The sequence below is a fragment of the Cupriavidus sp. GA3-3 genome (genome assembly GCF_000389805.1).
Taxonomy (GTDB): domain Bacteria; phylum Pseudomonadota; class Gammaproteobacteria; order Burkholderiales; family Burkholderiaceae; genus Cupriavidus; species Cupriavidus necator_D.
This window is the reverse complement of the sequence record NZ_KB944478.1, coordinates 228,167-240,440: the sequence shown is the minus strand read 5'-3', so window position 1 is coordinate 240,440 and position 12,274 is coordinate 228,167. Positions and strand designations below refer to the sequence as shown.

The window sequence follows — 12,274 nt, the reverse complement described above, 5'->3', positions numbered from 1 at the left end:
CAGCCGACGTGGTGAAATTGGTAGACACGCTATCTTGAGGGGGTAGTGGCGAAAGCTGTGCGAGTTCGAGTCTCGCCGTCGGCACCAAACAACTTGATCGGAGTCCCTGGCCGGGCAATGCACCCGAGCGTGGGGCTCCGGCAGTCCGCAAGGCGGCGCGCCATGAGGCTCATGGCTTAGCGCCTGGGGTGGGCAACAGGACGCCGCTTCAGCTGGTGCTGTTGACAACATTCCAGATAAGGCTGGCCGTACCTTGAATCTCGAAGCCTACTTCCCCGTTCTCATCTTCATCATCTTCGGTGTCGTGCTTGGCGTGGCGCTGATGTCGATCGGTCGGATCCTCGGTCCGAACAAGCCCGATCCCGCGAAGCTGTCGCCGTACGAGTGCGGCTTCGAAGCGTTCGAGGACGCGCGCATGAAGTTCGATGTGCGCTACTACCTCATCGCCATCCTGTTTATCCTGTTCGACCTCGAAACCGCCTTCCTGTTTCCGTGGGGTGTCGCCCTGAGGGATATCGGCTGGCCGGGTTTCATCGCCATGGGCGTGTTTCTGCTGGAATTCATCGTGGGCTTCGTCTACATCTGGAAAAAGGGCGCGCTCGATTGGGAGTGATGTGAAATGGCAATCGAAGGCGTTCTCAACGAAGGCTTTGTCACGACTACCGCTGACAAGCTGATCAACTGGACCCGCACCGGGTCGCTGTGGCCGATGACTTTCGGCCTGGCCTGCTGTGCCGTGGAAATGATGCATGCCGGCGCCGCGCGCTACGACATGGACCGCTTCGGCGTGATTTTCCGCCCGTCGCCGCGCCAGTCGGACGTGATGATCGTGGCCGGCACGCTGTGCAACAAGATGGCCCCCGCGCTGCGCAAGGTCTACGACCAGATGGCAGAACCGCGCTGGGTGATCTCGATGGGCTCGTGCGCCAATGGCGGCGGTTACTACCACTACTCGTACTCGGTGGTGCGTGGCTGCGACCGCATCGTGCCGGTGGATATCTACGTGCCGGGCTGCCCGCCGACGGCCGAGGCGCTGATCTACGGCGTGATCCAGCTGCAGAACAAGATCAAGCGCACCAACACCATCGCGCGCAAGGGCTGAAATGGCGAAGCTTGACATCCTGAAGGCCGCGCTCGAGAAAGCTCTCGGCAAGCGCGTGCAGAACCTGATCGAGGCGACCGGCGAACTGACGCTGATCGTCAAGGCCGACGACTACCTCGAAGTTGCCCGCATCCTGCGCGACGATCCGTCGCTGCGCTTCGAGCAGCTGATCGACCTGTGCGGCGTGGACTATTCCGAGTACGGCGACGGTGCCTGGGACGGCCTGCGCTTTGCCGCGGTTTCGCAGCTGCTGTCGATCACCCACAACTGGCGCCTGCGCGTGCGCGTGTTCGCCCCGGACGATGATTTCCCGGTGCTGCCGTCGCTGATCGACGTGTGGAACGGCGTCAACTGGTTCGAGCGTGAAGCCTTCGATTTCTACGGCATCGTGTTCGACGGCCATCCGGACCTGCGCCGCATCCTGACCGACTACGGTTTCGTCGGCCATCCGTTCCGCAAGGATTTCCCGGTCTCGGGCTTCGTCGAGATGCGCTACGACCCGGAGCAGAAGCGGGTCATCTACCAGCCGGTCACGATCGAGCCGCGCGAAATCACCCCGCGCGTGATCCGCGAGGACAACTACGGCGGCTTGCACTGATAACGCGCCATGGCAGACATCAAGAACTACACCCTGAACTTCGGCCCGCAACACCCGGCTGCGCACGGCGTGCTGCGCCTGGTGCTGGAGCTGGACGGCGAAGTCATCCAGCGCGCCGACCCCCATATCGGCCTGCTGCACCGTGCCACCGAGAAGCTGGCCGAGCAGAAGACCTGGATCCAGAGCGTGCCGTACATGGACCGACTCGACTATGTGTCGATGATGGTCAACGAGCACGCCTACGTGATGGCGATCGAGCGCCTGCTGGGCCTGGAAGTGCCGGTGCGCGCGCAGTACATCCGCGTGATGTTCGACGAGATCACCCGCCTGCTGAACCACCTGATGTGGATCGGCTCGCACGCGCTGGACGTGGGCGCGATGGCGGTGTTTCTGTACGCCTTCCGCGAGCGCGAGGACATGTTCGACATGTACGAGGCGGTGTCGGGCGCGCGCATGCACGCGGCCTACTACCGTCCGGGCGGCGTCTACCGCGACCTGCCTGACACGATGCCGCAATATCGTGCCTCCAAGGTACACAACGAGCGCGCCATCAAGGCCATGAACGAGGCGCGTTCGGGCTCGCTGCTGGACTTCATCGAGGACTTCACCAACCGGTTCCCGAAGTACGTCGACGAATACGAGACGCTGCTGACCGACAACCGGATCTGGAAGCAGCGCCTGGTGGATATCGGCGTGGTCAGCCCGGAACGTGCGCTGCAGATGGGCTTTACCGGCCCGATGCTGCGTGGCTCCGGCATCGAGTGGGACCTGCGCAAGAAGCAGCCGTACGAGGTGTACGACAAGCTGGACTTCGACGTGCCGGTGGGCGTGGGCGGCGACTGCTACGCGCGCTACCTGGTGCGCGTGGAAGAGATGCGCCAGTCCAACCGCATCATCAGGCAGTGCGTGGAATGGCTGCGCCGCAACCCGGGTCCGGTGATCACCGACAACCACAAGGTGGCGCCGCCCTCGCGCGTGGACATGAAGTCCAACATGGAAGAACTGATCCACCACTTCAAGCTGTTCACCGAAGGCATGCACGTGCCGGAAGGCGAAGCGTATGCAGCGGTGGAGCATCCGAAGGGCGAATTTGGCATCTACGCGATCTCGGACGGGGCCAACAAGCCGTACCGCCTGAAGATCCGTGCACCTGGTTTCCCTCACCTGGCCGCGCTCGACGAAATGGCCAAGGGACACATGATTGCTGACGCGGTAACGATCATCGGCACGCAAGACATCGTCTTCGGCGAGATCGACCGCTAATCACGGACCGCCGGCCCGGACGACGATCCGGGCGCTTTCCGCGGCGCTCCCCAGGGGGAGCGGGCGGAAGACCCGCGGCGGACCGGTACGGCCTCAGGCCTGCCGGCGGAACGGGCAGCGACGGCTGCAAACCTGCGGAAGGGAACGCCCGGTGGCGCTGCCTGACGCCGTTTTACTGCAATGACCATGCTATCAGCAGAAGCTCTCAAGGAAATCGATCGCGCGATCGCGAAGTATCCGGCCGACCAGAAGCAGTCGGCCGTGATGGCGGCGCTTGCCGTGGCGCAGGGCGAGGTGGGCTGGGTTTCCCCCGAAGTCATGCAGTTCGTCGCCAGCTATCTCGAGATGCCGCCCGTGTGGGTGGAAGAGGTGGCGACCTTCTACAACATGTATGACACCAAGCCGGTGGGCAAATTCAAGCTCGCCGTCTGCACCAACCTGCCGTGCGCCCTGTCGGGCGGCGAGCGGGCCGGCGAGTACCTGAAGCGCAAGCTCGGGATCGACTACAACGAGACCACCGCTGACGGCTGCTTCACCCTGAAAGAGGGCGAGTGCATGGGCGCTTGCGGCGACGCGCCGGTGATGATCGTCAACAACACCCGCATGTGCAGCTTCATGAGCGACGACAAGCTCGACGCGCTCGTCGACGAGCTGAAAGCCGAAGCTGCCAAGGGGGGCAAGTAACATGACCAGTCTGCACGACCGCCATATCCAGCCGCTGATCCTGGCCGGCCTGGACGGCAAGAATTGGCACCTGGAAGACTACGTCAAGCGTGGCGGCTACCAGCAACTGAAGCGCATTCTGACCGAGAAGATCCCGCCCGAGCAGGTGATCGCCGACGTCAAGGCCTCGGGCCTGCGGGGCCGCGGCGGTGCGGGCTTCCCGACCGGCCTGAAGTGGAGCTTCATGCCGCGCACGTTCCCGGGGCAGAAATACCTGGTCTGCAACACCGATGAAGGCGAGCCCGGCACGTTCAAGGACCGCGACATCATCCGCTACAACCCGCACTCGCTGATCGAAGGCATGGCCATCGGCGCGTATGCGATGGGCATCACCGTGGGCTACAACTACATCCACGGCGAGATCTGGAACGAGTACAAGATCTTCGAGGAAGCACTCGAAGAGGCGCGCGCTGCCGGCTTCCTGGGCGACAACATCCTGGGTTCGGGCTTCGATTTCCAGCTGCACGCGCACCACGGCTACGGCGCCTATATCTGCGGCGAGGAAACTGCGCTGCTCGAATCGCTGGAAGGCAAGAAGGGCCAGCCGCGTTTCAAGCCGCCTTTCCCGGCCAGCTTTGGCCTGTACGGCAAGCCGACCACCATCAACAACACGGAAACGTTTGCCGCGGTGCCGTTCCTGCTGGCCGTCGGCCCCGAGAACTACCTGAAGCTGGGCAAGCCGAACAACGGCGGCACCAAGATCTTCTCGATCTCGGGTGACGTCGAACGTCCCGGCAATTACGAGATCCCGCTGGGAACGCCGTTCGCCAAGCTGCTGGAGCTCGCCGGCGGCATGCGCGGCGGCAAGCGCATCAAGGCGGTGATCCCGGGCGGTTCGTCCGCGCCGGTGGTGCCGGGCGACCTGATGATGGCGTCCGACATGGACTACGACTCGATCGCCAAGGCCGGCTCGATGCTGGGCTCGGGCGCTGTGATCGTGATGGACGAGACGCGCTGCATGGTCCGCTCGCTGCTGCGCCTGTCGTACTTCTATTTTGAGGAATCGTGCGGCCAGTGCACGCCGTGCCGTGAAGGCACCGGCTGGCTCTACCGCATGGTCAATCGCATCGAACACGGAGAGGGGCGCCAGGAAGACCTGGACCTGCTCAACAACGTCGCGGAAAACATCATGGGCCGCACCATCTGCGCGCTCGGCGATGCCGCGGCGATGCCGGTCCGCGGCATGCTCAAGCACTACTGGAAAGAGTTCGAATATCACGTCGAACACAAGCAGTGCATGGTTCCGGCCTACATCTAAGCGTGGCAGAACATGGTTGAACTAGAGATCGACGGCAAGAAGGTTGAGGTTGCTGAAGGCAGCCTGGTGATGGAAGCAGCCCGCAAGCTGGGCACCTACATCCCGCACTTCTGCTACCACCGCAAACTGTCCATCGCGGCCAACTGCCGCATGTGCCTGGTCGAGGTCGAAAAGGCCCCGAAGGCGCTGCCTGCCTGCGCCACGCCGGTGACCCCCGGCATGAAGGTCTTCACCAATTCGGAGAAGGCGGTCAAGGCGCAGAAGTCCGTGATGGAATTCCTGCTGATCAACCACCCGCTCGACTGCCCGATCTGCGATCAGGGCGGCGAATGCCAGCTGCAGGACCTGGCCGTGGGCTACGGTGCCTCGGAGTCGCGCTACAAGGAAGAGAAGCGCGTGGTGTTCCACAAGAACGTGGGCCCGCTGATCTCCATGGAGGAGATGACCCGCTGCATCCACTGCACCCGCTGCGTGCGCTTCGGCCAGGAAGTGGCCGGCGTGATGGAGCTGGGCATGCTGGGCCGCGGCGAGCATTCGGAAATCACCACCTTCGTCGGCAAGACCGTCGACTCGGAACTGTCGGGCAACATGATCGACCTGTGCCCGGTCGGCGCGCTGACCAGCAAGCCGTTCCGCTACTCGGCCCGTACCTGGGAACTGGCGCGCCGCAAGTCGGTGTCGCCGCACGACGGCCTGGGCGCGAACCTGGTGGTGCAGACCAAGAACCAGCGCGTGATGCGCGTGCTGCCGCTGGAAAACGAAGACATCAACGAGTGCTGGATCTCCGACAAGGACCGCTTCTCGTATGAAGGCCTGAACAGCGCCGACCGCCTGACCCGCCCGCTGCTGAAGCAGGGCGGCGAATGGATGGAAACCGACTGGCAGACCGCGCTGGAATACGTGGCCAACGGCCTCGCCAGCATCAAGCGCGATCATGGCGCCGACCAGATCGCCGCGCTGGCCAGCCCGCACAGCACGCTCGAAGAGCTGTTCCTGCTGGGCAAGCTGGTGCGCGGCCTGGGCAGCGACAACGTCGACTTCCGCCTGCGCCAGTCCGACTTCTCGGCCGCGCTCAAGGGCGCGCCGTGGCTTGGCATGCCGGTGGCCGACGTGACCACGCTGCAACGCGTGCTGGTGATCGGCTCGTCGCTGCGCAAGGATCATCCGCTGCTGGCCTCGCGCCTGCGCCAGGCCACCAAGAAGGGTGCCCGCGTGGCGGTGCTGGGTGCCGGCGGTGAAGACCTGCTGATGCCGCTGGCCGCCCGCATCGACGTGGCGCCGTCCGGCTGGACCGCGGCGCTCGCCGGCGTGGCCCGTGCCGTGGCTGCCGCCAAGGGCGTCGCTGCCCCGGCCGGCACTGAAGGTTTCGACGGTGGCGAAGCCGCTGGCAAGGTGGCGGAAGCGCTGCTGTCGGGCGAGCGCCGTGCGGTGTTCCTCGGCAACGAGGCCGTGCGCCATCCGCAGTTCTCGGCGCTGCACGCGCTGGCACAGTGGATCGCCACCGAAACCGGTGCGACGCTGGGCTTCCTGACCGAAGCCGCCAACACCGTCGGCGGCTATGTCGCCGGCGCGCTGCCCAGGCAGGGCGGTGCCAATGCGCAGGCGATGCTGGACACGCCGCGCAAGGCCTACATCCTGCTGAACACCGAACCCGAGTTCGACGCCGCCGACCCGCGCAAGGCGCTGGCCGCGCTGGCCCAGGCCGGCACGGTGGTGGTGCTGTCGCCGTTCCGTTCGGAAGCGGCCATGCAGTACGCCGACGTGATCCTGCCGGTGACGCCGTTCACGGAAACCGCCGGCACCTTCGTCAACTGCGAAGGCAAGCCGCAGAGCTTCAACGGCGTGGTGCGCGCGCTGGGCGAATCGCGTCCGGGCTGGAAGGTGCTGCGCGTGCTGGGCAACCTGCTGGACGTGGCTGGCTTCGACTACGAAACCGCCGAATCGGTGCGTGCCGAAGTGCTGTCGGCCCCGGTCGACGTGCAGCTGGACAACGCCACCGATGCGCCGATCCGCGTGGCCGCCGCTGCCGCCAACGGCATCGAACGCATTGCCGATGTGCCGATCTACCACGCCGATCCCATCGTGCGCCGCGCCGAGTCGCTGCAGCTGAGCGCTGCCGCGCGCCGCGCCATGCAGATCGCGCTGCCGGCCGACCTGTTCGCCAGCCTTGGCATCCAGTCCGGCGATCCGGTGCGGGTAACGCAAGGGCAGGGCAGCGTGGTGCTGCCGGCCGTGCTCGAAGCCACGCTCCCGGCCAACACCGTGCGCGTGCCGGCGGCGACGCCGGCGGCCATGAGCCTGGGCGCGATGTACGGCACGGTCACCGTAGAGAAGGCCATTGACCTGGCGCCGGCCACCGGCACCGTGGCCACGGCGTAAGAACAAGAGCGAGAACAAGACATGATTGACTGGATTACCTCGCAAGGACAGGGCCTGCTGGGAGCCTACTGGACGCCGCTGTGGATCCTGATTCGCGCCGTGATCATCGTGGTGCCGCTGCTGCTGTGCGTGGCTTACCTGATCCTGTGGGAGCGCAAGCTGATCGGCTGGATGCACGTCCGTATCGGCCCGAACCGCGTGGGTCCGCTGGGCCTGCTGCAGCCGATTGCCGACGTGCTGAAGCTGCTGCTCAAGGAAGTCATGATGCCCACGCAGGTCAGCCGGGGCATGTACCTGATTGCCCCGCTGATGGTGCTGATGCCCGCCGTGGCGGTCTGGGCCGTGATTCCGTTCCAGGCTGAAGTGGTGCTGGCGGATGTGAACGCCGGCCTGCTGTACGTGATGGCGATCAGCTCGGTGGGCGTGTACGGCGTGATCCTGGCAGGCTGGGCCTCGAACTCCAAGTACGCCTTCATCGGCGCCATGCGTGCCGCGGCCCAGATGGTGTCGTATGAAATCGCCATGGGCTTTGCGCTGGTGACGGTGCTGATGGTTGCCGGCAGCCTGAACCTGTCGGCCATCGTCAACGGCCAGAACACCGGCTACTTTGCCGACATGGGCATCAACATCCTGTCGTGGAACTGGCTGCCGCTGCTGCCGATGTTCGGCGTCTACTTCATCTCGGGCGTGGCCGAAACCAACCGCCACCCGTTCGACGTGGTGGAAGGCGAGTCGGAAATCGTGGCCGGCCACATGATCGAGTATTCGGGCATGGGCTTCGCGCTGTTCTTCCTGGCCGAGTACATCAACATGATCATCATCTCGACGATGACCGCGCTGATGTTCCTGGGCGGCTGGGCGCCCCCGATCGACAGCGTGCTGACCAACGCGATCCCGGGCTTCTTCTGGCTGGTGATCAAGGTATTCCTGCTGCTGTCCGTCTTCATCTGGATCCGTGCCTCGTTCCCGCGCTACCGCTATGACCAGATCATGCGCCTGGGCTGGAAGGTGTTCATCCCCCTGACGGTGGCGTGGCTGATCATCGTGGCGATCTGGATCAAGTCGCCCTGGAACATCTGGCACTGAACGGCCAAACGACGGTGCGCGCCGGGGCGCGCGCCGTGTGGAAATACTAGGAAGCATCATGCTGCTCGCCATCAAGGACTTCTTCAACAGCCTGCTCCTGAAGGAACTCTTCAAGGGCATGGCCCTGACCGGCCGCTATCTCTTCGCGCGCAAGATTACCGTCCAGTTCCCGGAAGAGAAAACGCCGATCTCGCCGCGCTTCCGTGGCCTGCACGCGCTGCGCCGCTACCCCAACGGGGAAGAGCGCTGCATCGCCTGCAAGCTGTGCGAGGCGGTGTGCCCGGCGCTGGCCATCACGATCGAGTCCGACGCGCGCGCCGACGGCACGCGCCGCACGACCCGCTATGACATCGACCTGACCAAGTGCATCTTCTGCGGTTTCTGCGAAGAGGCCTGCCCGGTCGACGCCATCGTGGAAACGCAGATCCTGGAGTACCACGGCGAGAAGCGCGGCGACCTGTACTTCACCAAGGACATGCTGCTGGCAGTGGGCGACCGCTACGAGCCGCAGATCGCCGCAGCGAAGGCTGCCGACGCAAAGTATCGCTAAGCCGAAGCAGCGACAGAAGTAACGACCGGTTCGCGGCTGCCGCAAGCAGCAGACCTGGCAGCCGCCGCCACCGAATTGAATGCGGTCCCTGCAATGCAAGGGGCCAATGCAAGGATGCCGCAGGAGCGGGCCACCCGAGGGGGTGGCTTGTGCCGGACGGCCCAGAGAGGATCCGATAGGGACCATGGAACTCACGACCACCATCTTCTACGTCTTTGCGCTGGTGCTGGTGCTCTCCGCACTGAAAGTCATCACTGCGAAGAACCCGGTGCATTCCGCACTGTTCCTCGTGCTGTCGTTCTTCACGGCGGCGGCGATCTGGATGCTGCTCAAGGCGGAATTCCTCGCCATCCTGCTGGTGCTGGTCTATGTCGGCGCGGTGATGGTGCTGTTCCTGTTCGTGGTGATGATGATCGACATCGACATCGAGCACCTGCGGCGGGACTTCTGGACCTACGTGCCGATGGCCTCGGTGGTGGGCGCGCTGATCATCGCCGAGATGGCGATCGTGCTGGTGCGCAACTTTATCGGCACCACCACGCCGGTGGCCACCAACGGTTCGCAGGACCCGGGCTACTCGAACACCGCCGCGCTCGGCAAGCTGATCTACACCGACTATATCTACGCCTTCGAAGTGGCCGGCATCATCCTGCTGGTGGCGATCATCGCCGCCGTGGCGCTGACCCTGCGCCGCCGCAAGGACGTCAAGGCCCAGGACGTGTCGGCGCAGCTGCGCACCCGCCGCGACGAGCGCGTGCGCCTGGTGCCGATGCAGTCCGAAGGCCAGACCCAGCAGACGGAAGCCGCGGCTGCCGCCAATAAGAACTAAAGCCCGGAGAAATCGCTGTGCTCTCTCTCGCTCATTTCCTCGTGCTCGGTGCGATCCTGTTTGCGATCAGCATCGTCGGCATCTTCCTGAACCGCAAGAACGTGATCGTGCTGCTGATGGCGATCGAACTGATGCTGCTTGCGGTGAACATCAACTTCGTCGCCTTCTCGCATTACCTGGGCGACCTGGCTGGTCAGGTTTTCGTTTTCTTCATCCTCACGGTGGCCGCCGCCGAGTCGGCAATCGGTCTCGCCATCCTGGTTGTGCTGTTCCGCAACCTGGATACGATCAACGTGGACGACATGGACACCCTCAAGGGCTGATCCGTGGCGCACTACGCAGATACCCAAGACTCACCGACCGCACACCACTAAGCGTCCTATGGCAACCACGCTCAACCCCAACCTGCTGCTTGCGATCCCGCTGGCGCCGCTAGTCGGCTCCGCGATCGCCGGCCTGTTCGGTACCAAGTTCTTTGACCTGTTTTCCTCGGAGTCGCGCGGCGGCCGGATGGTGGCCCACACCTCGACGATTCTGGGCGTGGCCATTGCCTGCGTGCTGTCGGTGATGGTGCTGCTCGACGTCATGAACGGCGCCGGCTACAACGGCACCGTCTATGAGTGGATGGCCATCGGCAGCCTGAAGATGGAGGTCGGCTTCCTGGTCGACTCGCTGACCGCGATGATGATGGTGGTGGTTACCTTTGTCTCGCTGATGGTGCACATCTACACCGTCGGCTACATGGACGGGGACCCCGGCTACAACCGCTTCTTCGCCTACATCTCGCTGTTCACCTTCTCGATGCTGATGCTGGTGATGAGCAACAACTTCCTGCAGCTGTTCTTCGGCTGGGAAGCGGTGGGCCTGGTGTCGTACCTGCTGATCGGCTTCTGGTACACCCGCCCGACGGCGATCTTCGCCAACCTGAAGGCGTTCCTGGTCAACCGCGTCGGCGACTTCGGCTTTATCCTGGGCATCGGCCTGCTGCTGGCCTATGCCGGCAGCATGAACTACACCGAAGTATTCGCCGCGCGCGACCAGCTGGCGACCGTGATCTTCCCGGGCACCGACTGGCTCATGATCACCGTGGCCTGCATCTGCCTGTTCATCGGCGCGATGGGCAAGTCGGCGCAGTTCCCGCTGCACGTCTGGCTGCCTGACTCGATGGAAGGCCCGACCCCGATCTCGGCGCTGATCCACGCGGCAACGATGGTGACCGCCGGCATCTTCATGGTGGCACGCATGTCGCCGCTGTTCGAGCTGTCGGATACGGCGCTGTCCTTCGTGCTGGTGATCGGTGCCATCACGGCGCTGTTCATGGGCTTCCTGGGCATCATCCAGAATGACATCAAGCGCGTGGTCGCTTACTCGACCCTGTCGCAGCTGGGCTACATGACCGTGGCGCTGGGCGCTTCGGCATACTCGGTGGCCGTGTTCCACCTGATGACGCACGCGTTCTTCAAGGCACTGCTGTTCCTGGGCGCGGGCTCGGTCATCATCGGCATGCACCACGACCAGGACATCCGCAACATGGGCGGCCTGCGCAAGTACATGCCGCTCACCTGGATCACCTCGCTGGTGGGTTCGCTGGCGCTGATCGGCACGCCGTTCTTCGCGGGCTTCTACTCCAAGGACTCGATCATCGAGGCCGTGGCCGAGTCGCATATCGCCGGTTCGGGCTTTGCCTACTTCGCCGTGCTGGCGGGCGTGTTCGTCACCGCGTTCTACTCGTTCCGCATGTACTTCCTGGTCTTCCATGGCAAGGAGCGCTGGGGCCAGAACCATGCCCACCAGCATCATGAAGGCGACCATGAGGACGAAGAGGTCTCGCACGACCACCACCATGGCCTGGCCGCCGGCGAGAAGCCGCACGAGTCGCCGTGGGTGGTGACGCTGCCGCTGGTGCTGCTGGCGATCCCGTCGGTGATCGTCGGTGCGATCGCGATCGAGCCGATGCTGTTCGGCAACTTCTTCAAGAACGGCATCGCGTTCAAGGATGTGATCTTCGTCGGCGAGAACCACCACGCCATGGCCGAGCTCAAGGAAGCGTTCCACGGCTGGGTGGCAATGGCGATCCACTCGCTGACCACGCCCGTGCTGTGGCTGGCCGTCGCCGGTGTGGTGCTGTCCTGGTTCTTCTATATGAAGCGCCCGGATATCCCTGAAGCCATCGCGAACCGCTTCTCGGGTCTCTACAAGCTGCTGGACAACAAGTACTACATGGACGCCATCAACCAGGCCGTGTTCGCCCGCGGCGCACGCCTGCTCGGTACCGGCCTGTGGAAGGGCGGCGACCAGAGCGTGATCGACGGCCTGTTCGTCAACGGCGCGGCGCGCCTGGTGGCTTCGTTTGCTTCGGCAAGCCGCTACCTGCAGTCGGGCTATATCTACCACTACGCGTTCGCGATGATCGTCGGCATGCTGGTGCTGCTGACGCTGACGGTCACGGGCGTGATCGGCACCAAGTGATAGGCACCAAGTAAGGA

The 12,274-nt window shown here is 64.1% G+C and carries 12 protein-coding genes and 1 tRNA gene; all 13 read left to right on the top strand.

The features are described from left to right. Nucleotides 1–2: 2 nt before the first annotated feature. The 13 genes from C265_RS14920 (at nucleotide 3) to nuoL (ending at nucleotide 12,257) form a co-directional block, all read left to right on the top strand. A tRNA-Leu gene (locus C265_RS14920) sits at nucleotides 3–87 on the top strand. A 166-nt stretch (nucleotides 88–253) separates the two neighbouring features. Further along, nucleotides 254–613, top strand: coding sequence for an NADH-quinone oxidoreductase subunit A (locus C265_RS14915; RefSeq protein WP_010809131.1), 360 nt, complete (start codon nucleotides 254–256; stop codon nucleotides 611–613). A gap of 6 nt (nucleotides 614–619) precedes the next feature. Continuing rightward, nucleotides 620–1,102 carry an NADH-quinone oxidoreductase subunit B family protein gene (locus C265_RS14910; protein ID WP_008643342.1) on the top strand — a complete coding sequence of 161 codons (483 nt, stop codon included), beginning with the start codon at nucleotides 620–622 and terminating at the stop codon, nucleotides 1,100–1,102. Between the two features lies 1 nt (nucleotide 1,103). After that, nucleotides 1,104–1,700: an NADH-quinone oxidoreductase subunit C gene (locus tag C265_RS14905; protein WP_010809130.1), complete on the top strand. Its 597-nt coding sequence runs from the start codon at nucleotides 1,104–1,106 to the stop codon at nucleotides 1,698–1,700. Nucleotides 1,701–1,709: 9 nt separating this feature from the next. Beyond that, nucleotides 1,710–2,963 (top strand): NADH-quinone oxidoreductase subunit D, encoded by a 1,254-nt coding sequence (locus C265_RS14900; RefSeq protein WP_010809129.1) that lies wholly within the window; start codon nucleotides 1,710–1,712, stop codon nucleotides 2,961–2,963. Nucleotides 2,964–3,149: 186 nt separating this feature from the next. Further along, the gene (gene nuoE, locus C265_RS14895; RefSeq protein WP_010809128.1) at nucleotides 3,150–3,647 is read left to right on the top strand and encodes an NADH-quinone oxidoreductase subunit NuoE; all 498 of its coding nucleotides are present in this window, start codon (nucleotides 3,150–3,152) and stop codon (nucleotides 3,645–3,647) included. 1 nt (nucleotide 3,648) lies between these two features. Next, complete coding sequence (gene nuoF / locus C265_RS14890) at nucleotides 3,649–4,944, top strand: NADH-quinone oxidoreductase subunit NuoF (RefSeq protein WP_010809127.1); 1,296 nt, start codon at nucleotides 3,649–3,651, stop codon at nucleotides 4,942–4,944. A gap of 12 nt (nucleotides 4,945–4,956) precedes the next feature. Then, a complete protein-coding gene (nuoG, locus tag C265_RS14885; protein WP_010809126.1) occupies nucleotides 4,957–7,323 on the top strand; it encodes an NADH-quinone oxidoreductase subunit NuoG in 2,367 nt (788 codons plus the stop codon). A gap of 21 nt (nucleotides 7,324–7,344) precedes the next feature. After that, nucleotides 7,345–8,409 carry an NADH-quinone oxidoreductase subunit NuoH gene (gene nuoH, locus C265_RS14880; RefSeq protein ID WP_010809125.1) on the top strand — a complete coding sequence of 355 codons (1,065 nt, stop codon included), beginning with the start codon at nucleotides 7,345–7,347 and terminating at the stop codon, nucleotides 8,407–8,409. 58 nt (nucleotides 8,410–8,467) lie between these two features. Continuing rightward, on the top strand, nucleotides 8,468–8,959 hold the full coding sequence (gene nuoI, locus C265_RS14875) for an NADH-quinone oxidoreductase subunit NuoI (RefSeq protein ID WP_010809124.1): 492 nt from the start codon (nucleotides 8,468–8,470) through the stop codon (nucleotides 8,957–8,959). A gap of 184 nt (nucleotides 8,960–9,143) precedes the next feature. Next, nucleotides 9,144–9,788 (top strand): NADH-quinone oxidoreductase subunit J, encoded by a 645-nt coding sequence (locus tag C265_RS14870; RefSeq protein ID WP_010809123.1) that lies wholly within the window; start codon nucleotides 9,144–9,146, stop codon nucleotides 9,786–9,788. Between the two features lie 17 nt (nucleotides 9,789–9,805). Then, nucleotides 9,806–10,111, top strand: a complete 306-nt coding sequence (nuoK, locus tag C265_RS14865) for an NADH-quinone oxidoreductase subunit NuoK (RefSeq protein ID WP_010809122.1) — start codon at nucleotides 9,806–9,808, stop codon at nucleotides 10,109–10,111. Between the two features lie 58 nt (nucleotides 10,112–10,169). Further along, on the top strand, nucleotides 10,170–12,257 hold the full coding sequence (nuoL, locus tag C265_RS14860) for an NADH-quinone oxidoreductase subunit L (protein ID WP_010809121.1): 2,088 nt from the start codon (nucleotides 10,170–10,172) through the stop codon (nucleotides 12,255–12,257). The last annotated feature ends 17 nt before the right edge of the window (nucleotides 12,258–12,274 follow it).